Genomic DNA, 20382 nt, shown 5'->3' on the forward strand with positions numbered 1-20382 from the left:
AAAATAATTACAATTGTTTTTTATTATATCAGGTCAAAATCATTCTAACTTTGACATATCAAATTAATCGATTAAAATTTAAAAAGATGAAAAAATTTTTCGCAGTAGTTGCAGTAGCAGCTTTATCATTAGGAGCAGTATCTTGTGGAGAGAAAACTGAAGAAGCACCAGTAGAAGAAGCACCAGCTACAGATTCAGCTACAGCAGTAGTTGATTCAGCAGTAGTTGACTCTGCAGCAGCTCCAGTAGCTGATTCAGCAGCAGTAGCAGCTCCAGCAGCAGATTCTACAGCAGTTGCTAAATAATTTATAGCGAAGCTAAAATATAAATGCGCTCAACTAGGTTGAGCGCATTTTTTATATTTTAAATTTGATAAAAACTAAATGATTGTTCCGTCAAATTTTCCTGATTGTATTTTTTTATCAAGTTCTGCTTGAATATCCTCTAAAACAGGACGAACAGTAGATTCTGGAATATCCGAAACTCTAATATACATTAAGCCATCAATTGCATCATTAAATTTAGGATCAACATTGAAAGCAATCACTTTTGCATTTTGTTTAATATATTTTTTGATCAAAACTGGCAAACGCAACATATTTGGCTCAAGCTCATCGATTAATTTATCAAACTTATTCAAATCAGCTTCAGATTCATCAAAAATAAATTCTTTATCTTCCTCTTTCAGCTTAACTTTAAACTCATTTTTTGCTCTCACATACTGCGCTACAGTAGAATCATAATAATGAGATTTCATAAATTCAATCATCAACGATTTTGAGAAATCAGAAAACTGATTACTAATACTCACTCCTCCAATAATAAATTTCTGATTTGGATTTCTCAACGTTACATGCACAATTCCTCTCCATAATAAGAACAATGGCATCGGCTTTTGTTGATACTCAGCTGAAACGAATGCACGTCCCATTTCGATACATTTCTTGAAGAAAGGATGAATTTCTGGATCAAAATTGAATAATTCATGAACATAAAATCCATTAATTCCATATTTTTCATACACTTCCGAACCAATCGCCATACGATATGCTCCAACAATTTTATTCGTATCCTTATCCCACAAAAATAAATGGTGATAATGATTATCGAAGCGATCAAGGTCAATTTCATCATTTGTACCTTCACCAATCGCACGGAAAGTTATCTCTCGCAAACGACCAATTTCTCTTAATATATTTGGAATTTGTTGAGCTGTAGAAAAGAAACATTCGTAATTATTATTCGTAAATAATAATGCTTGTTCATCTTTTCGTAAAGTTTCAATATCTTGAATTAATAAGTCTAAAGCAGTTTCCGAAATAATCGGCTTAACCTTTTTGTTAGAAGAAGATAAGCTTGGTAAATTCGGAATTTTCAACTCAATATTCGAAGGGTTTTTCAAGACTTGAGTTAAACTTCTTTTTTGTTTGTAATAAGACGAAAGCATGTATGTTTTCTTTCTCAAAAACTCAGAATAATCTTCTATAGACACATGCTCGTCTTGTTGTTTTTGTAAAATTGGTTTTCCAATACGAATTTGAATTGGTCGTGTTCTTTTCTTCATCATTTCAGCTGGCAACATTGCCGTTTGAAAATCTGGATGAATCTTCGCTACACGGTAAAAAATATTACTATTTCGCGCTCTAAAAAACATTGGAACAACAGGAACTTTTGCTTTTTTGATCAACTTCATCGCTGATTCTTGCCATTCTCTGTCGATAATTTTACTTTCGTCATCACGATAAGAAACTTCGCCCGCAGGAAAAATTCCTAAACAACCTCCAGCTCTCAACAATTTTAATGCATCGCGCATTCCTGAAAGGCTACTGTATGCATCTTTACGTGTTTCGAAAGGATTAACTGGAATAATCATCGGTTCTAATGGTTTAATTTTTTGCAATAAAAAATTACCCATCACCTTGAAATCAGGACGAATTTTTGACATAAAATGCATCAAAATAATTCCGTCCAAAGCTCCAAGCGGATGATTTGAAATAATAACAAAGGGTCCTTCCTTTGGAATACGTTTCAAATCTTCTTCATGGATTTCGTAATCCATTCCCAAATCATCAATCAAATAATCCAAAAAAGGTTCGCATTGCAAATGCTTTCCACGATTGTACAAATCGTTTAACTGATCTATACTGAAAACTTTTTTCAATGCCCAAGCTACAGGCCTTCCTAAAACACCAATTTTAGAAAGACCCGAAGCTGAATAGATATCTTGTGTCGTGATTAAACTCATTTAAGCTTTAACAACTATTTGTAATGTTTCGCGTACTGTTTGTCGCAATAATTCTTTTTCTTTTGAAACAACTTTGTCAGAATCTGCATCAAAATGGCGAATTGTGTACAATAAAACATTGTTTTCTTCTTGCACTTTATACTCTTCGTTCATATCTGCAACAAACTTTTCTAAGTTGTCATATTTATCCTCCAAACATAAAGATAATGAAATTGCTGAATTTTGCATCAAATTTACTTTGATTTGATAATCATATAGTTTATTAAAAATTCCGCTCAATTTATCTTCTGTAATAAAAGAGAAATCTTTACTTGATAAACGAATCAAATGTTGCTCTCTTTTTAGGATAAAACAAGGTACTTTCGGATCTAATGGTTGACCTTTCGCTACCTCTGTTCCTGCTTCTGTAGGATTAATAAATGATTTTACGAAGAAAGGAATTTCTTTTTGTTGAAGCGGCTGTAACGTTTTCGGGTGAATAACAGATGCACCATAATACGCCAACTCTATTGCTTCTTCATATGAAATATGATTTAACAGCTCAGCATTATCAAAATAACGTGGATCAGCATTCAAAACTCCAGGAACATCTTTCCAAATCGTCATGTTATCCGCATTTAAACAATAAGCAAAAATCGCCGCAGAATAATCTGAACCTTCACGCCCTAAAGTTGTTGTGAAAAAGTTAGGATCAGAACCTAAGAAACCTTGGGTAATAAACAAACCTGTGTTTGGTAAACGTTTAATACTTTCTTCTGTTAATACCCAATTTACTTTTCCTTCACGATATGTATTATCTGTTTTGATATAATCGCGAACATCTAACCATTCGTTATTAATTTGTATCGAATTAAGATACATACTGATGATTTTTGTCGAAATTAATTCTCCACAACAAACCACTTGATCATACACATAGCTATAATTTGGTGATTTGTTACGTCTTAAAAACGAAACAATATCATCAAAAAATTGCGAAATTTCGTTCGAAACCTCAGCTGGATTATCAAATAATTCCGTGGCTAAAGCAATGTGTTGTTCTTTTACTTCGTTAATTGTTTTTTCGAAATCTTGTTCTTCAAAATAGCGTTTGACTACCTCTTCCAATGCATTTGTTGTCTTGCCCATAGCAGAAACAACAATACATGTATTTTCGTAACCAACAGATTGCAATAAACTCGCAACATTTCTAACGCCGGCTGCATCTTTCACCGAAGCACCACCGAATTTGAAAACTTTCATTTCTATAAAAACTTTTTTTTGTAAATATTTAACTTGCAAATATAACCAAACTACACTTTATATGTTGACCGAATTTAATTAAAATAAAAAATAAATTTGAATGATGATTTTCACGTATTTAGATTAATTTCAAACGTTTGAAATGGTACAAAATTGAGTTTTTATTCCGATATTTGACCAGCAAAACATAATTATGAATACTAATTCTCATCAAACTCTTGGAGAGTTTATCATAGAAAATCAAGCAGATTTTATTTACTCATCCGGAGAATTATCTAGATTACTGAGTTCTATCAAATTAGCCACAAAAGTTGTTAATTATAAAGTAAACAAAGCAGGACTTGTAAATATCTTAGGCGAATTCGGAAATGAAAATGTCCAAGGAGAAAAACAACAAAAATTAGATGTTTTCGCAAACGATACGTTTATCGAAACGTTGTCGCAACGCGAAGTTGTTTGCGGTATTGCTTCGGAAGAAAACGAAGATTTTATCGCGATTCAACCTTCAAAAAATTCAAAAAACAGTAAATATGTTGTATTGATTGATCCACTTGATGGTTCATCAAACATCGACGTAAATGTTTCTGTTGGAACAATTTTCTCAATCTACCACCGTGTTTCTGAACCTGGAACACCTGTTACAAAAGCAGATTTCTTACAACCAGGTAACAAGCAAGTTGCTGCGGGATATGTTATTTACGGAACATCGACAATGTTGGTTTACACAACAGGAAATGGTGTAAATGGATTTACCTTGAACCCAGGAATTGGAACGTTTTATTTATCTCATCCAAATATGTGTATTCCAGAAGATGGACATATTTATTCAGTTAACGAAGGTAATTATGTAAAATTCCCTCAAGGGGTTAAGAATTACATCAAATACTGTCAGGCAGATGAAGAAGATCGTCCTTACACTTCTCGTTACATCGGTTCTTTATGTTCAGATTTTCACCGTAACATGTTGAAAGGAGGAATTTATATTTATCCTTCTGGAACAAATAATCCGAACGGAAAATTACGTTTATTGTACGAATGTAATCCAATGGCGTTTATTGCTGAACAAGCTGGAGGAAAAGCTTCTGACGGTTTCCAACGCATTATGGATATTGAACCTACAGAATTACACCAGCGCATTCCTTTCTTTTGTGGATCGAAAAATATGGTCGAAAAAGCTGAAGAATTTATGCGAAATGAAGAATTGAAATAATTATTTCTAAAATATAAATAACAAAAAAATCCGCTCATCTAGCGGATTTTTTTTTATCTAAACATTCAATTATGGAATTGCAATACCTGGATAATTTCCTGGGTAAACGTGTCTTAAAGTTGAATGATATTTTTGGTTGATTGCATCAGCAAACATATTTGCGACAATTGCATATCCAGTTCCTGTTAAGTGAACTCCATCTAATGAGAACGCTCCACCAGAAACGAAAGTTGTTGTATATGTTTGTCCGTAATATTTAATCCCTGATTGAGAACTTAATTTTTTCATTTCAGAATACGCATCAACTAAAGCTAAGTTATAAGCTGTTGCTAATTCAGCAATTGCTGCATTGTATTTAACTACAGCAGCTTCTGCTTTCGCAGTTTCTTTTGCTGTTAATACATAATTATCTGTCATTGGATAACTAACACCTACTACTGATAATTTACCAGCTTTCTCTTGAGTTAACCCTAACTTCATTAATTCTGCGACTCTATTTGTATCAACTTTTCCAATTACAGATGAAGAAGTCAAAACCAATAAATCTTTTGCTGTTGCTTGACGAGCTTGTCCATAAGTAATTCCAAACAAAGTTGCAGTACCAGTATCATATCCTGCTTTAATTAATGCAGCAGTAATCGTTGTTGATAAATCCGCTAAATCTTTATCCTTAATTACTACAGCACTTGCAGCAGTCTTAGAAAAAGAAATTTTTCTTTCTGAAGCACCAACTGCATCAAATACTTGATTTAATCCTGCATAAGTAGCATTCAATTCATCAATCATTGGTGCAAAACTTGGATTTGCTGGTGATAAAGGCGCGTATGGAACCGTTGTAAAATATGGAATAGATGTTACAGAAGGAATATTTGCAATAACTCCTTTTGCTCCTACAGCTGTTAATGCCTTTAATCCATCATTAATTGTAGATTTTACCACATTTACATTAGAAATATCATTACTTCCATAAGTTCTTGGATCAACATTATTTGTTTCATTATGATCTACTCCAACTCCTCCAGATGTTGCATAACCTAATACATCATTGTTCCCAATCCAATAAGAGAAAAATGTTGGCTTTTGAGCAACTGCATCTGCAACTACAGAAGTTGTCGCACCACTTGCAAAACGTACAAAATAAGGATTCGCTGTTGCTGGATCAGTTTTTAAGCCTGCTGGATTTCCATAACCTGGCGCAACTAAATGATAAGACTTAGCACCTGGAACTCCCATATTTTGAAACTTTCCTTTATCTGCTAAGATATCTAAAGCTCCACCCGCAGCACTTGGAACTGGTGTTAAAGCTCCATTTACAATTTGTAAATTCAATTTACCTGGAAAACCTGGTAAATCAGTAAATCCACCTGTATCATTTGGCATATATGGAATTTTAAATTCTCCTCCTCCTGCAGCTTTCATCAATCCAGCTAACATATTTGGGTAAGAATTTTCTTGTCCAGATTTGTACAATGCATTATCTCTATAACCAGAAGTTAACGAGTTTCCTAATGCGATATATGTAGAAAAGTTTGCTTCACCAGCAGAAACTTGAATATCTTCAATTGGATGTTCAAAATCTTCGCTACAGTTAAACATCGTAGCAGCTAATGCAACTAATACTATTTTATTTAAGTGTTTCATTTTTGTCTTATTTTAGGTTGTACGATACGCCTAAACCAAAGTTTATAGCACGCATTTTAACATCTCCAGAGAAGTTTTGTTGAATATTATCAATATGTCTTTCGTCTCCTTTTACATATGATCCAAATAAATCAACATTAAATCCTGACTCGAATCTAAATCCTAATCCAGCTGAAACTGAATTTAAGTTAGAACTTGGTGTTTCTGATGACCAATAAGCTGATGGCACTGGTGATTTATCGTGATAATAACCAACACGTCCAACAATCATCTCGCTGAAAGTATACTCAGCTCCAAAACGGAATAATGTATTGTCTTTCCAGTTTTTCGTAGAAGATGATGTGTAGAAAGTATTAGAAGCATCATTATATAAATTGATATCTAAACTTTTGTAACGTGTCCAGTTTTGCCAAACTACATCTCCAAAAAGTTCTAATTGTGGTAAAACTTTGTAAGACATTCCAAATGTAAACTCTGATGGTAATGGTAAAGTTGTATTCCATTTATCTGTATTAAAAGGTACATTAGATGCAATTCCAGAAGGAACATTCGACCATGTAACATCACCTTTGTTTGCAGAAACATCTACATTAGAACGGTACGCAATTCCAACTCCAAATTTATCTGTCGGCTTGAACATTGCTCCAACATTAAATCCTAAACCATGAGCATCTTTATCCTCTAATTTAAGTTTAATATCATTTCCAGCAACTGTTTGTACTTTCTCTAATTTAGCTGTTCCGTGTGTATAAATGAAACCTACACCCAAACTAAACCAGTCAGAAAAACGATATGCAACAGTTGGCTGAATATTGAATGCTTTCAAGTCAATATGTGTAATATTTGCTTTATTTTGCCAATCTTCTGGCCACGTAACCGAACTACCAAAAGGCGTCGTAACACTCAATCCAATTGCTAAATCATCTACAGGCTTGTAACTAACTGCCAAATACATTGGTGTTCCTAATTTACTATCTGTTTCTGCTTTTTGTAACGTCATTGGATCTTGCCATTTTACGTCAGTTTTTACACCAAAACCTCCGACAGCAATACTCAATTTACTATCAACAAAAGCTAAACCTGCAGGATTATAAAACGCAACACTCGCATCGTGAGTTTGTGTTGCAGAAGTTCCCCCCAATGCTGCTTGGCGAACTCCTTGTAAAGCAACTCGGTATCCACCTGCAAATGCAGAAGAAGATAAGCCGATTAATGCTAAGGTTAAGAAAATTTTCTTCATATTTTTTGTTCGTTTTTAATAATTCCTTTAAACAAAAATAACATAATTTTATAATAACGTTATGTTAACATAATAAATTTTGAAAAAATCTTTATTCTTAAGGCTTTCAGCCAGAATAATATTTGTGTAAAATATACACTATTGATAAATTTCTTTGATTTTTTCAGATATAATATAACCTTCAGACCAACACGCCTGAAAATTGAATCCACCTGTTATAGCATCAATATTTAAAACTTCTCCAGCCATAAACAATTGTGGGATTTTTTTTGCTTGCATCGAATGAAAATCAATTTCTTTCAAATCGACACCGCCTGCCGTTACAAACTCATCTTTGAACGTACTTTTTCCATTAATTTGGTATTTTCCTTGCGTCAATTCTATTGCAATTGCTTCGATGTGTTTTTTCGATAAATCTGCATAAACCTTGTTTTCATCTATATTACAATAGCTCAGAATACTAAACCAAAAACGCTTCGGAAAATCGAATGGATTATTTTTATGCACATTTTTCTTAGCATCAACTTGTTTTTTATCATTCAAAAATGAAATGATTTCGTCTTTAGATTGATTTACAAAATTGATTTCAGTTTCGAATTTATAATTGCTTTCATTCAATTTTAAAGCACCCCAAGCCGATAATCTCAAAATCGCTGGTCCACTAAATCCCCAATGCGTAATTAGTAACGGACCTTCTGCCTCTAATTTTTGTTGATTGATTTTGACTTCAGCATTATCGAAAGAAATTCCCATCAATCCTTCAATTCGAGGATCTTTGCAATTAAACGTGAATAAAGAAGGAACTGGCTGAACGATTTTCAAACCTAGATTCTTCAAACTTTTCCAAAATTTAGGCGTACTTCCTGTTGTCACTATCACCGTTTCGAAAAAATGTTTTCCTGATTTTGTTATCAATTCATAACCACCATCAACTTTATTGATTTCTTGCACACCATCCGAGAAATTCAATTGTACTTTATTTTGATCAACAGCTTTTGTCAAAGCCTCTATAATCGAAAGTGAAGAATCGCTAACTGGAAAAATACGGTTATCGTCTTCTATTTTCAATTCTACTCCGCGCTCATCAAACCAAGCCATTGTATCGCCTGGTTGAAACGTGTAAAAAACGCTTAATAACTCCTTTTTTCCCCGCGGATAAAATTCGACCAAATCAAGCGGATCAAAACAAGCATGCGTCACATTACATCTTCCTCCACCCGAAATGCGTACTTTTTGAAGCGGTAGATTTGCTTGTTCAAACAATATAGTTTGTTGTCCTACAGTTTTTCCAAGGTTTGCTGCAACAAAATATCCTGCTGCACCACCTCCTACTATGGCTATTTTTTTCACGGGGCAAAGGTAAAGTTTTATTTTTAACAAAATTTTTGACAAAAAAAGGAAATGTTTTCACATTTCCTTTTAAGACTTTTGTTCATGAAAAACGAACAAAGGTGTAATATTTTTATTTGCAATTTTCTTTGTAAATCCAGGTGAAAAAATCTTATCAAAAAAACCTTTATTGCGACTCACAACCGTCAACAGATCGATTTGTTTTTCCTTGATAAAATCCAACACCGCATTTACAGGATCTGCATCATGATAAACTTCAAATACAATTGGATCTCCAGCAAACTGATCTTGCCAATCTTTCATCGCTTGTTGATTAAATTTTCCGTCTTTCGAAACGTGCATGCAATGAATTTTTGCATGATGACGATTTGCAATTTCGATCAAATACTTCAATGCATCTTTATCTTTTTGATCAAAAACAGTCGTAAAACCAATATTCTTAAATCCTTTGAAAGACATTCCATGCGGAATACTAAGAATAGGAACTTTCATCGATGTAATCGCATTTATCGTATTCGAACCGAAAAGCATTTTCTCAATTCCTGAATTTCCGTCCGTTCCCATCACCACAAAATCAACACTTTCTTCACCAATAATTTCGCGTAGAATGTATAAGAAGTTTCCTTCTTCTAAAATAAACTTGATTGGAATTTCATTAAAACCATTTTCATCAGCAATTTGTCTTAGTTGCGGAATATTATCTTTGAAGTTGTCAAAACTTCCTAATTCTACCGTTTCATATACATTCTGAATCAATCCAGCACTCAAACTTCCAGTAATCATTGGCAATTCGTAAACATGCAACACATACACTTGTGCATCGATACTTTTTGCAAGATTTAGTGCGTATAAGAAGGCGTTATTGGCAGTTTCTGAGAAATCTGTTGGGAACAATATTTTTTTCATCTTTTCGTGTTTTGTACTCAAAAGTTACGAATAATTTCATTTCAACACTAAAAAAGTTCAATCTATTTCTACAGATTGAGCTTTGTATATTCAGTATAAATTATCTTATTCGTGGAAAACAAACAAAGGCACGTTGTGTTGTGACAAAATTTTCTTTGTAAAACTTGGCGAAAATAATTTCTCAAAGAAACCTTTGTTACGGCTAACTACTGTCAACAAATCAATTTTTTCTTCTTTGATAAATTCCAAAACTGCGTCTACAGATTCATTCGCAGTATAAATAGAAAAATCTACAGGCTCATCTTTATAATATTCTTTCCAATGATTTAGCGTCGGAATATCGTAATTTCCATCTTTCGAAACGTGTAAACAATGCACTTTTGCTTTGTAACGATAAGCGATTTCTGTTAAATAATCTAAGGCTTTGCGGTCTTTATCTTGGAAAATTGTCGTAAATCCGATGTTATTTATTCCTTTGTATTCGTAACCATTTGGCACACTCAACACCGGAACTTTAAGATGTTTGATCGCATTCATAGTATTCGAACCAAAAATAACTTTGTCAAATCCTGTATTTCCAGTCGTTCCCATTACCACAAAATCTACTTTTTCATCTTCGATAAATGTTGGCAACACAAACGAAAGCATTCCTTCTTTTACGAAAAATTTCAAATCAACATTTGCAAAACCATTGTCCTCAGCCATTTTTCTCAAGAACGGAATATGATCTTTTAAATTCTCGAAATTATTTAATTCAATTGTATCATAAACATCTTGTAAAATGCCCGCATCGATTCCTCCACTTACCATTGGATACTGAAAAGCGTGTAAAACATACAATTCTGCATTCTGATTTTCGGCTAAATTTAATGCATACAAAAACGCATTATTTGCTGTTTCTGAAAAATCTGTTGGAAATAATATTTTTTTCATAATCTGTCTGTTTAATAGCTTTTTAAAGATACAAATTATTAAATATCTATATTTTAATTTGATGTTAAATCTTATTGTTTTTTATTATTTACGATGATTAAAAATATTATCATTTTCGTGTAAATAGTAATCCGTAACTTTGTGCCTTAAATAATTTTTCAATTCATGAATAATAAAAATTTTCAAAAAACCATTGTTCGATGGTCAGATTTGGATGCTAATCGCCATTTAGCGAACGCTTCGTATATGAATTTTACAAGTTTTGCACGTATTGCTTTTTTGAGAGATTATGGCATTTCGATGAAAAATTTGGCTGAATACGGAATTGGACCAGCTATTTTGCACGAACAATTTTCTTTTTTTAAGGAAGCAATGGAAGGTGAAGAAATTTATATTTCGGTAGAAATTGGTGGAATGTCGGAAGATGGAATGATTTATCAATTTATTCATAATTTATATAATCAAGATGGTGTACATCTTTGCCATTCTGAATTGACAGGTGTTTGGTTTTCGATGTCAAAAAGAAAAATGCAATCTCCACCAACAGAAATGTTAGAAAATATTAAAAAATCATTTGAAGGACAAACCGTGAAAACAATGTCGAAACAAGACATTATCAATTTACCTTTTCGTTCAGAAAATATAGATCCTTCAATCTTTACTCAAAAATAAAATCATGTTAGAAGATAAAAACGTTTCAAAAACAAGTTTAGCCGAAATTGGAGAATTTGGTTTAATTAACCAAATCAAAGAAGGTTTTCCGATCAAATTAGAAAGTTCTATCAAAGGAATTGGTGACGATGCAGCTGTTCTTGATTATAAAAAAGAGAAAATTGTGGTTTCTACTGATATGTTAGTAGAAGGCGTAAATTTTAGCTGGTCGTATATGCCTTTACGTCACTTGGGGTACAAAGCGGTTGTGACGGCAATTAGTGATATTTTGGCGATGAATGCAATTCCAAAACAATTGTTGGTTTCGATGGCAATTTCGAATCGTTTTACGATAGAAGCTGTGGACGAAATTTACAACGGAATGAAATACGCTTGCGATAAATACAATATCGATATTGTGGGAGGTGATACAACTTCTTCTGTTAGCGGACTTGTTCTAAGTATGACGGCGATTGGTTCGACTCCAGAAAAAGATATAGCTTATAGAAATGGTGCGAAGGAAAATGATTTAGTTGTACTTTCTGGAGATTTAGGTGCTTCTTTTCTTGGTTTGCAAGTTTTGGAACGCGAAGCGCAAGTTTCAAAAGTAAATCCTAATAATCAACCAGATTTCGAAAATTATTCATATTTAATTGAACGTCAATTAAAACCTGAAGCGCGTTTGGATATTATCAATCTTTTGAAAGAATTGAAAGTTAAACCAACTTCTATGATTGATATTTCAGACGGATTATCTTCTGAAATTATTCATCTTTCGAAAGAAAGTGGTGTTGGAATTAATATTTATGAAGAAAAAATTCCGTTAGATTCTATTGTAATTCGTACTGCTGAAGAATTCAAAATTAATCCAATTACATGTGCATTAAGCGGTGGAGAAGATTATGAATTGCTGTTTACAATTAATCAAAAAGATTTCGAGAAAATCAAAGGAAATCCACATTTAACGGTAATTGGACATGTAACTGGTAAAAACGAAGAAAATTACTTAATTACCCGAGGAAGCGAGCAAATGGTTCCGTTGACGGCACAAGGTTGGGGAGTTGAGACGGAAGACGAAGATGATCAACATTAATAAGCTTCACATCAAATATAATATCAAAAGCATTCAAGAAATTGGATGCTTTTTTAGTTGAAATAAGTTGTATTTTAGTTTATTTTTTAAATTATGTCTAGAAAATTTTCAATAAAAAATACGTTATTCTTAATAGGAATTGTTTTGATATCATTATCATTCATAATGTTTATTTATGCAATGAGTATGTTTACAGCAAGAGGAAATTTAAGTAAGCTCTCTGTGAAAATTTCTGAAATATGTCTCGTTTTTTGGTTTCCTACTTTAATTATTGGTGTCATTATTTTTATACTTGCTGCTGTATTAAAAAACTATAAAAACAAAAAAAAGCTCGAACCAATAAGTTCGAGCTTTTATATTGTTAGCATTTTCGCTGTCGAATTATCAATTAAGATAATGGTTCAACTGAAACGTAAGATCTATCGTTACGTTTTTTAGTGAAAACTACTTTTCCGTCAATTAAAGCGAATAATGTGTGATCTTTACCGATTCCTACATTATCACCAGGATGATGTTGAGTACCTCTTTGACGAACAATAATGTTACCAGCGATTGCTGCTTGTCCACCAAAAATTTTAACACCTAAACGTTTCGAATGTGATTCACGACCATTTTTCGAACTTCCGACCCCTTTCTTATGTGCCATTTCGTTTTGTTTTTAAGAGTTAATAATTAATCTCTGCTCAATCTTAACCGATTGAAGCAATTTCAATTTTAGTGAATTGTTGACGATGACCGTTAGACTTTTGGTAACCTTTTCTTCTTTTCTTTTTGAAAACGATTACTTTGTCTCCTTTCACGTGTTCAACGATTTTAGCTACTACGGTAACTCCGTCTATAACTGGGGCGCCGACAGTGATTGCTCCGTTATCTGTTAATAAAACACGGTCGAATTTTACTTCGTCACCTGCTTCACCAGCTAAACGGTTTACAAACAATTGTTGGTCTTTTTCAACTTTGTATTGAAGCCCTGCTATCTCTACAATTGCGTACATAAATTAATGTTTATAAATGAAAATTGAGTGCAAAGATAATCAAAATTTTGAATTTAGATACTTGAATTCATTGAAATTTAATTAGAAAGATAAAAAAACTATGACATATCTTCTATTTGGATTAATTAAAAATAAATATCTTTGCATCTAGTAAAATCATAGATAGATTGGTAGAAATGGTTGAAAATTATTCTTTAAAAGATTTAAAAATTGGTGAACAAGCAGTTGTAACTGGATTTAGTACAGAAGACATACCTGCTAAGTTTTACGAAATGGGCTTTATTCCAGGAACAAGTTTATTGGTAAAAAATAAGGCTCCGTTTGGTGGTCCTATTTGCATTAGTATCATCTCTAACAAGTCTGTTTTAGCTTTAAGAAGAAACGAAGCCGATAAAATTTTGATAACAAAAAAATAATGAATCATTATAAAATTGCCTTAATTGGTAACCCAAATGTTGGTAAAACTTCGTTATTTAATAAATTAACAAATCTTCGTCAAAAAGTTGGGAATTACCCAGGTGTGACGGTAGAAAAACGTGAAGGAAATATCGAACGTAACGGAAATAAATTTCTAATTACAGATTTTCCCGGAACGTATACAATTTATCCAAGCTCTTTGGATGAAGAAATTGTTATCAAAACTTTAGGAGACAAAACCAATAACCATTACCCAAATTTGGCGGTTGTTGTTGGTGAACCATCTAATCTAAAACGATCGATTTTGTTGTATCAACAAGTTCGAGATTTAGACGTTCCTGCAATTTTTGTCATCAATATGAAAGATGAAATCAAAAGCAAGGGACTTAATATTGATTTGAAAAAGTTAGAAGATTTTCTTCAAACAAAAATATACTTAACAAACGCGCGTACAAGCGAAGGAATTGATGAATTAGTAGAAGCTTTTACAAAAGACGCAACTCCATATAATCGTCATTACGAAATTCCAAAAGAGTATCTTTCTATTGTAGAAAAAATCAAGAATGAATTTAATCTTAAATCTGATTATTTAGCTTGGCAATATCTTTCACAGAAAGAAGTTCCGTTCGAATCGAAAGAAAATTTAAGTAAATTAGATACAATTAAAAAAGAAAATTCTATTGTTTCGAAACGATTACAAGTCAAAGAAGCCTTAGATCGAAATAAAATTTTAGAGGAAAAATTAAACGATATTATTTCGTATAATTTTGACGGAAATGAAACCTTAACCGATAAAATTGATAAAACATTGATTCATCCAATTTTTGGATACATCATCTTTTTAGGAATTTTATTATTAATCTTTCAAGCCGTTTACACATGGTCTGCACCATTAATGACAATGGTCGAAGATTTATTTGGTTGGATTGACGAAAAAGCAATTAGTTTAATTCCCGAAGGTCCTATCAACGAAATCATTGGAGGTGCAATAATCCCAGGTATAGAAGGGATTGCCGTTTTCGTTCCGCAAATTGCCATTTTGTTTTTATTCATTTCAATAATGGAAGAAACGGGCTACATGAGCCGCGTGGTTTATTTAATGGACAGATGGTTAAAACCATTTGGATTAAGCGGAAAAAGTGTCGTTCCATTAATTTCTGGTGTTGCCTGTGCCGTTCCTGCAATCATGTCTGCGCGTAATATCGAAAATGATAAAGAACGTCTATTAACGATACTTGTAACGCCTTTTATGACGTGTTCGGCTCGTTTACCAATTTACATCGTTTTAATTGCTTTAGTAATTCCCGACGAACATATTTTTGGATTAAGTTACCAAGCTTTGGCGTTATTTGTGATGTACATTTTAGGTGTTTTAGGCGCATTAGGAAGTGCTATTTTATTGAATTTAATCATTAAAGCAAAACATAAAAGTTACCTAATTTTAGAAATGCCAACGTACAAACTTCCTGATTGGAAAAATGTTGGAATTAATGTTTGGGAAAAAACGTTAGGATTTTTAGTTGATGCGGGTAAAATCATATTTGCAATTTCGATTATTCTATGGGTTTTAGGAGCTTTCGGACCTGGAGAACAATTCAAAAATGCAGAAGAAATTGTAACTGCTCATCACCCAAAAATGAATGAAGAAGATTTAGCAAATGAAATTGCTTCTTACAAATTAGAACATTCATATTTAGGCAGATTAGGATCAGTTATAGAGCCAGTTGTAGAGCCTTTAGGATACGATTGGAAGATGGGAATTGGTTTAATTTCATCATTCGCTGCGCGTGAAGTTTTTGTCGGAACGATGTCAACGGTTTATAGTTTAGGAGAAGTTGATGTTGAAGACAATGGTCAAAAAGATCGTTTACTTCATCGTATGAAAAATGAGATTAACCAAAATACAGGAGAACCAGCATATAACCTTGCTACAGGAGTTTCGTTGTTGTTATTTTATGCATTCGCAATGCAATGCATGAGCACAATTGCAATCGTAAAACGCGAAACAAATTCTTGGATATGGACATTGATTCAGACAGGGTTTATGACAGGTTTGGCATATGTAGTTGCATTTATTGCATATCATTTTTTAAAATAATAGTATGGACAATATTTGGATACAATATATTTTTATCGCTTTCCTTTTCGGATTTGCAGTTTGGTATGTTGTAAAATTAATTAGAAGCTCATTTAGTTCAAAAGGAGATGGATGCTCAAAAGGCTGTGGTTGTTCTCCAAGCAAAGATGAATTTCAAAAAAGGGCTAACTCTTAAAAGTTAGCCTTTTTTATTTCAAAATTTCGGAGTATTTTTACAATAGTATAATCAGTAAAAATCAATTATTTCTATGATTTTCAATTGGTTTTATTTTATTAATTCGGAATATAAATTTTACAAAAAATGGAAACTTGGTTAATCATTTTATTATTAATTTCAGCGATAATTATCTTAGGATTAATTATTTACTTTGTTTCCAAAAAAACTAAACAATCAACTGAGATTTCTGTCGAAGAAATAAGTTCTGTAAAAGAGATTAAAGAAATTCCTTCTGAACCAATCAAAGAAGAGGTTACAAATAAAATCATTTCTCCAACTCCACCAACAGAGGTTATGATTGAAGAAAAACCAACGAATAACCTTAGCATTTCATCTAAAACCGAGAATGACTTACTTCGAAAATTAGAGTTATTTGAGAAGAATAAAGGCTTTACTAAGAAAGATATTAACCTTGCTTCATTATCAAAACAATTTGAAACGAATACAAAATACCTTTCCGAAATCATTAAAACTCATCGTCAAAAACAATTTAATTCTTATTTGAATGAGTTGAGAGTAAATTACATTGTGAATCGACTTCAAAATGAGCCGAAATACATTAATACGAAAGTAAGTTATTTAGCAAGCGATTGTGGATTTGCTTCTCACAGTACTTTTACGACAACTTTTACTCAAATCATGAATGAATCTCCTTCTGCTTTTATAAAAAGAATTAAAGAGGAACAAAAAAATTCATAATTACGAATTAATGAAGTTTATATAATTGAATTTAAAATATATAATCAATTATATTTGTTTTATTTTTTATACCAATAAACACAAGAGCTATATAAAATACATTCACAAATTTCGATTGTATTTTTTTATTCTTAATTAAGACTTTATCTTTAATCTAAGATTGTGTCTTATGCGAAAAATTGACCCCGAAATACTTGCTCAAAAAATAAAAGAAGGCGATCGTTTTGCCTTATCGCGAGCTATTACACTAGCCGAAAGCAATCGTTTAGACGATTTGAAATTAGCGCAACATATCATTAGCTTACTACCTGTTTCCAAAACTTCAAAAAGAATTGCCATTACAGGAATTCCCGGTGTTGGTAAAAGTACTTTTATCGAATCATTGGGTAAATATATTCTGAGTAAAGATGAAAAAGTAGCAATTTTAGCAATTGACCCAAGTAGTTCACTTTCCAAAGGAAGTATTTTAGGCGACAAAACACGCATGGAGGACTTATCGCGAGAAGAAAATGCTTATATACGTCCAAGCGCTTCTAACGGTTCTTTAGGTGGTGTTACGTCACGTACATATGAAGCAATTTTATTATGCGAAGCAGCAGGGTTTGAAAATATTTTGATTGAAACTGTCGGTGTTGGACAATCTGAGACCTTAGTAAATGAAATTTCAGATCTTTTCCTATTTCTTCAACTTCCGGGTTCTGGAGATGATTTACAAGGAATAAAACGAGGAATTATGGAAATGGCTGATTTAATTTTTGTCAATAAATCAGATTCGTTTCAAGAAAAATTAGTGAAAGATGCAAAATTGGATATTGTTCGTTCATTACAATTTTTACCAACCAAATCATCTCAATGGAAAAGAAAATCAATTATCGGTTCTGGATTAATCGGAAAAGGAATTCCTGAACTTTGGGAATTGGTCAATGATTATTTCAAATTTATTAATGAAAATAATTATTACGTATCAAACAGAGAAAAACAACAGTTAAAACAAGCAGAACGCTACACAATTGATTTGATTAATCAACAGTTTTTAAAATTACTTAAGAAGCAACCATTAGAATTGAGCAAAAATTTGTCTGCATTCGAAATGGCAAAAGATTGGTTGAATAACCATACTGAAATTGATATAAAATAAAAAAAAGACAATCAAATTGATTGTCTTTTTTGCTCCTCCTCTTGGGCTCGAACCAAGGACCCTCTGATTAACAGTCAGATGCTCTAACCAACTGAGCTAAGGAGGAAAATCCGATATTTTAAAATTTTATTTTTAAGTCTTTGTTTGACATTTCACTAAAAAAGCTCCTCCTCTTGGGCTCGAACCAAGGACCCTCTGATTAACAGTCAGATGCTCTAACCAACTGAGCTAAGGAGGAATGTTGCTTAATTGTGGGTGCAAATATAGAAGTATTTTTTACACCCACAAAAAATATTTTAAAATTTATTTAAAAATCATGTTCACAATATCGTTCCCGAAGATGAATACCATTAATCCTAAGATAATTACAACTCCAACCATTTGTGCTTTTTCTAAAACTTTTTCACTTGGTTTTTTACCTGTTACCATTTCATAAATAGCAAAAACAGCATGTCCACCGTCCAAACCTGGGATTGGTAATAAGTTAATGAATGCTAACCAAGCAGAAATCATTGCTGTGAATGACCAGAAAAATAACCAATTCCATTCTTTTGGCATTTGTTTTACCATTCCAATTGGTCCAGCAACTTGCTTACGACCGTCTTTTACTTGGAATAATGTTCCAATTCCACGAACTTGCGTTGCAATCGCTTCAAATGGCTCTACAATTCCTTTTGAAATTCCTTCACCAATTGTATAATCTTCTTGAGAAATTAAAGACTCTAAATAAGCTCTAGAATTACTAAAACCAATTGTTCCATCTTTTCCAACATTCACCATCAATTCTATAGGCTCGCCTTTTCTTTCAACACTCAAAGAAACAGTTTTTCCTTTGTATTCTTTTAATTTATTTTTTACATCCGAATACAATGGTGTTGTGAAACCATCAACAGCAATTACTTTATCATCTTTTAATAATCCTGCTTTTTGTGCTGCACTATTCTCAACAACAGAATCAACAACAGCTGGCATTTGAGGTACAAAGAAAGCACCTTTAGCGTTTAAAATTTCAGTTCTGAAATCTTCTGTAATTGGTAAAGAAACTTCTTTTCCTTGACGTTTTACATCCAATTTTTCTCCACCTAATAAAGCTTCTTTTCCTATTTCGTTTAACGCTTGATATTTTACACCATTTACACCAATTGGAATATCACCTTTTTGTAAGCCAAATTTAGTTTGAGCTGCATCAACTTCAATTCCGTATTGCATTTTGTTTACATCAACAAAGCTTTTTCCTTGAGAAATGAACAAAATAGTATAAATAATCATCGCTAAAATGATATTCACAATAATACCACCTAACATAATGATTAATCGTTGCCAAGCTGGTTTTACACGGAATTCCCACGGTTTTGGCTCTTGTTTCATTTGTTCCAAATCCATGCTTTCGTCAATCATTCCCGAAAGTTTTACGTATCCTCCAAGAGGCAACCAACCGATACCGTAAACAGTATCACCAATTTTCTTTTTCCAAATGGCAAATTTCACATCGAAAAAACAAAAGAAACGTTCGACACGAACGCCAAACCATCGCGCTGTTACATAATGTCCTAGCTCGTGCAACATTACTAAAAGCATCAAACTAAGCATTAAGGTAGCTATCTGTATTAACATATTGTTTTAAATTTATTTATGTTCGAATTTTATTAAACGATTACAAAATTAATCGAATTTATTTATCAAAGCTGTTTATTTTTTCCATTCTAAGGTTTCTAACAATTTTTTTACATCTTTTTTGATATAATCAACTGCTGGAGCTAAAGAATCGGGTTTTGGTTGAGTTTTGAAATAAACCGAACCTGCTAAAAAATTCTTCACACTATCCGTCGCATGAAACTGAATATTAATTGCTGATTCTCCTCCTAATTCATACATAGTACCAAAAACCTTTTTTTCTGGAAAAGAAAATTCTTGTGGCGAGATAAAACTGGCTTTAACCGTCTGTTCTTGCACAAAACTCTCACTTTCTTTTATTTGAACGATTAAATCTTGTGGAGACTGAACCGGAAAATATGTCAGGTAAATTGTCGCTTTCATTCTTGGATAAACAATATTGAAAGAGTTTGGTTTTTTACCCATAATGACCTTCCCAAAGTTTGAGTATTGAAAAGTATAGGGTACATTTTCTTTGAAAGACAGATAAGTTTGTTGCGGATATTCGAGGCGAACTTGTCCTAAAGGTTTGGCAACTTCCTCGCTTTTATTGCACGACACAAAAAAAATAGCACTACTACATAATGCTATTATAGTTTTAAAATTCATTGTATAACGTAAAACGTTAAGTTTTTTAAAATTCATTTAATTTTT

General features: G+C 32.6%; 19 protein-coding genes and 2 tRNA genes. 8 read left to right on the top strand and 13 right to left on the bottom strand.

Going from position 1 to position 20382, the window contains the following annotated elements; all coding sequences use genetic code 11:
• The first annotated feature begins 86 nt into the window (after window positions 1–86).
• Window positions 87–305, top strand: a complete 219-nt coding sequence (locus tag B4E95_RS06260; RefSeq protein WP_125349919.1) for a hypothetical protein — start codon at window positions 87–89, stop codon at window positions 303–305.
• A gap of 74 nt (window positions 306–379) precedes the next feature.
• Here the strand turns inward: B4E95_RS06260 and B4E95_RS06265 are convergent, their stop codons facing one another.
• Both B4E95_RS06265 and B4E95_RS06270 read right to left on the bottom strand, forming a co-directional pair.
• Window positions 380–2245 carry a lysophospholipid acyltransferase family protein gene (locus tag B4E95_RS06265; protein WP_291062375.1) on the bottom strand — a complete coding sequence of 622 codons (1866 nt, stop codon included), beginning with the start codon at window positions 2243–2245 and terminating at the stop codon, window positions 380–382.
• Window positions 2246–3487 (bottom strand): aspartate kinase, encoded by a 1242-nt coding sequence (locus tag B4E95_RS06270; RefSeq protein ID WP_291090723.1) that lies wholly within the window; start codon window positions 3485–3487, stop codon window positions 2246–2248. It abuts the gene before it with no gap.
• A 193-nt stretch (window positions 3488–3680) separates the two neighbouring features.
• Between B4E95_RS06270 and fbp the strand changes: the two genes are divergently transcribed.
• Complete coding sequence (gene fbp, locus B4E95_RS06275; RefSeq protein ID WP_114998305.1) at window positions 3681–4697, top strand: class 1 fructose-bisphosphatase; 1017 nt, start codon at window positions 3681–3683, stop codon at window positions 4695–4697.
• Between the two features lie 69 nt (window positions 4698–4766).
• Here the strand turns inward: fbp and B4E95_RS06280 are convergent, their stop codons facing one another.
• The 5 genes from B4E95_RS06280 to B4E95_RS06300 form a co-directional block, all read right to left on the bottom strand.
• Window positions 4767–6338, bottom strand: a complete 1572-nt coding sequence (locus B4E95_RS06280; RefSeq protein ID WP_291090725.1) for a G-D-S-L family lipolytic protein — start codon at window positions 6336–6338, stop codon at window positions 4767–4769.
• Between the two features lie 7 nt (window positions 6339–6345).
• Window positions 6346–7578 (bottom strand): OmpP1/FadL family transporter, encoded by a 1233-nt coding sequence (locus B4E95_RS06285; RefSeq protein ID WP_221854422.1) that lies wholly within the window; start codon window positions 7576–7578, stop codon window positions 6346–6348.
• A gap of 138 nt (window positions 7579–7716) precedes the next feature.
• Complete coding sequence (locus B4E95_RS06290) at window positions 7717–8928, bottom strand: NAD(P)/FAD-dependent oxidoreductase (protein ID WP_291090727.1); 1212 nt, start codon at window positions 8926–8928, stop codon at window positions 7717–7719.
• 69 nt (window positions 8929–8997) lie between these two features.
• A complete protein-coding gene (locus B4E95_RS06295) occupies window positions 8998–9834 on the bottom strand; it encodes a universal stress protein (protein WP_219034271.1) in 837 nt (278 codons plus the stop codon).
• A 105-nt stretch (window positions 9835–9939) separates the two neighbouring features.
• Window positions 9940–10767 carry a universal stress protein gene (locus B4E95_RS06300; protein ID WP_291090731.1) on the bottom strand — a complete coding sequence of 276 codons (828 nt, stop codon included), beginning with the start codon at window positions 10765–10767 and terminating at the stop codon, window positions 9940–9942.
• 165 nt (window positions 10768–10932) lie between these two features.
• Between B4E95_RS06300 and B4E95_RS06305 the strand changes: the two genes are divergently transcribed.
• Window positions 10933–11439 carry an acyl-CoA thioesterase gene (locus B4E95_RS06305; RefSeq protein ID WP_291062369.1) on the top strand — a complete coding sequence of 169 codons (507 nt, stop codon included), beginning with the start codon at window positions 10933–10935 and terminating at the stop codon, window positions 11437–11439.
• A 4-nt stretch (window positions 11440–11443) separates the two neighbouring features.
• A complete protein-coding gene (gene thiL / locus B4E95_RS06310; protein WP_291062368.1) occupies window positions 11444–12511 on the top strand; it encodes a thiamine-phosphate kinase in 1068 nt (355 codons plus the stop codon).
• A 388-nt stretch (window positions 12512–12899) separates the two neighbouring features.
• Here the strand turns inward: thiL and rpmA are convergent, their stop codons facing one another.
• A complete protein-coding gene (rpmA, locus tag B4E95_RS06315; protein ID WP_038334883.1) occupies window positions 12900–13157 on the bottom strand; it encodes a 50S ribosomal protein L27 in 258 nt (85 codons plus the stop codon).
• 43 nt (window positions 13158–13200) lie between these two features.
• Entirely contained in the window at window positions 13201–13506 is a 306-nt protein-coding gene (gene rplU, locus B4E95_RS06320) for a 50S ribosomal protein L21 (protein WP_188319372.1), read from the bottom strand.
• Window positions 13507–13682: 176 nt separating this feature from the next.
• On the opposite strand from rplU, the gene B4E95_RS06325 reads away from it, so the two are divergent.
• The 4 genes from B4E95_RS06325 to meaB all read left to right on the top strand — a co-directional run bounded on the left by B4E95_RS06325 (window position 13683) and on the right by meaB (window position 18075).
• Complete coding sequence (locus tag B4E95_RS06325; protein ID WP_038334874.1) at window positions 13683–13922, top strand: FeoA family protein; 240 nt, start codon at window positions 13683–13685, stop codon at window positions 13920–13922.
• On the top strand, window positions 13922–16021 hold the full coding sequence (feoB, locus tag B4E95_RS06330; RefSeq protein WP_291090732.1) for a ferrous iron transport protein B: 2100 nt from the start codon (window positions 13922–13924) through the stop codon (window positions 16019–16021). Before B4E95_RS06325 ends, feoB begins: the two co-directional genes overlap by 1 nt.
• 301 nt (window positions 16022–16322) lie before the next feature.
• The gene (locus tag B4E95_RS06335; RefSeq protein WP_114998328.1) at window positions 16323–16937 is read left to right on the top strand and encodes a helix-turn-helix domain-containing protein; all 615 of its coding nucleotides are present in this window, start codon (window positions 16323–16325) and stop codon (window positions 16935–16937) included.
• A gap of 169 nt (window positions 16938–17106) precedes the next feature.
• Complete coding sequence (gene meaB / locus B4E95_RS06340; protein WP_291062365.1) at window positions 17107–18075, top strand: methylmalonyl Co-A mutase-associated GTPase MeaB; 969 nt, start codon at window positions 17107–17109, stop codon at window positions 18073–18075.
• Window positions 18076–18107: 32 nt separating this feature from the next.
• On the opposite strand, the gene B4E95_RS06345 is transcribed toward meaB, so the two are convergent.
• The 4 genes from B4E95_RS06345 to B4E95_RS06360 form a co-directional block, all read right to left on the bottom strand.
• Window positions 18108–18181, bottom strand: a tRNA-Asn gene (locus B4E95_RS06345).
• Window positions 18182–18239: 58 nt separating this feature from the next.
• Window positions 18240–18313 (bottom strand) — tRNA-Asn (locus B4E95_RS06350).
• A gap of 65 nt (window positions 18314–18378) precedes the next feature.
• On the bottom strand, window positions 18379–19689 hold the full coding sequence (gene rseP / locus B4E95_RS06355; protein ID WP_291062364.1) for an RIP metalloprotease RseP: 1311 nt from the start codon (window positions 19687–19689) through the stop codon (window positions 18379–18381).
• A 75-nt stretch (window positions 19690–19764) separates the two neighbouring features.
• Window positions 19765–20373 carry a gliding motility lipoprotein GldD gene (locus tag B4E95_RS06360; protein WP_260392386.1) on the bottom strand — a complete coding sequence of 203 codons (609 nt, stop codon included), beginning with the start codon at window positions 20371–20373 and terminating at the stop codon, window positions 19765–19767.
• Window positions 20374–20382 lie beyond the last annotated feature (9 nt).

Source organism: Empedobacter sp. UBA7494 (assembly GCF_002478465.1).
GTDB lineage: Bacteria > Bacteroidota > Bacteroidia > Flavobacteriales > Weeksellaceae > Empedobacter > Empedobacter falsenii_B.

Bases quoted from the DNA above. Each gene is read 5' to 3' on its own strand.
- B4E95_RS06260 (WP_125349919.1), top strand. From the start codon at position 87: ATGAAAAAATTTTTCGCAGTAGTTGCAGTAGCAGCTTTATCATTAGGA.
- B4E95_RS06265 (WP_291062375.1), bottom strand. From the start codon at position 2,245: ATGAGTTTAATCACGACACAAGATATCTATTCAGCTTCGGGTCTTTCT.
- B4E95_RS06270 (WP_291090723.1), bottom strand. From the start codon at position 3,487: ATGAAAGTTTTCAAATTCGGTGGTGCTTCGGTGAAAGATGCAGCCGGC.
- fbp (WP_114998305.1), top strand. From the start codon at position 3,681: ATGAATACTAATTCTCATCAAACTCTTGGAGAGTTTATCATAGAAAAT.
- B4E95_RS06280 (WP_291090725.1), bottom strand. From the start codon at position 6,338: ATGAAACACTTAAATAAAATAGTATTAGTTGCATTAGCTGCTACGATG.
- B4E95_RS06285 (WP_221854422.1), bottom strand. From the start codon at position 7,578: ATGAAGAAAATTTTCTTAACCTTAGCATTAATCGGCTTATCTTCTTCT.
- B4E95_RS06295 (WP_219034271.1), bottom strand. From the start codon at position 9,834: ATGAAAAAAATATTGTTCCCAACAGATTTCTCAGAAACTGCCAATAAC.
- B4E95_RS06300 (WP_291090731.1), bottom strand. From the start codon at position 10,767: ATGAAAAAAATATTATTTCCAACAGATTTTTCAGAAACAGCAAATAAT.
- B4E95_RS06305 (WP_291062369.1), top strand. From the start codon at position 10,933: ATGAATAATAAAAATTTTCAAAAAACCATTGTTCGATGGTCAGATTTG.
- thiL (WP_291062368.1), top strand. From the start codon at position 11,444: ATGTTAGAAGATAAAAACGTTTCAAAAACAAGTTTAGCCGAAATTGGA.
- rpmA (WP_038334883.1), bottom strand. From the start codon at position 13,157: ATGGCACATAAGAAAGGGGTCGGAAGTTCGAAAAATGGTCGTGAATCA.
- rplU (WP_188319372.1), bottom strand. From the start codon at position 13,506: ATGTACGCAATTGTAGAGATAGCAGGGCTTCAATACAAAGTTGAAAAA.
- B4E95_RS06325 (WP_038334874.1), top strand. From the start codon at position 13,683: ATGGTTGAAAATTATTCTTTAAAAGATTTAAAAATTGGTGAACAAGCA.
- feoB (WP_291090732.1), top strand. From the start codon at position 13,922: ATGAATCATTATAAAATTGCCTTAATTGGTAACCCAAATGTTGGTAAA.
- B4E95_RS06335 (WP_114998328.1), top strand. From the start codon at position 16,323: ATGGAAACTTGGTTAATCATTTTATTATTAATTTCAGCGATAATTATC.
- meaB (WP_291062365.1), top strand. From the start codon at position 17,107: ATGCGAAAAATTGACCCCGAAATACTTGCTCAAAAAATAAAAGAAGGC.
- rseP (WP_291062364.1), bottom strand. From the start codon at position 19,689: ATGTTAATACAGATAGCTACCTTAATGCTTAGTTTGATGCTTTTAGTA.
- B4E95_RS06360 (WP_260392386.1), bottom strand. From the start codon at position 20,373: ATGAATTTTAAAAAACTTAACGTTTTACGTTATACAATGAATTTTAAA.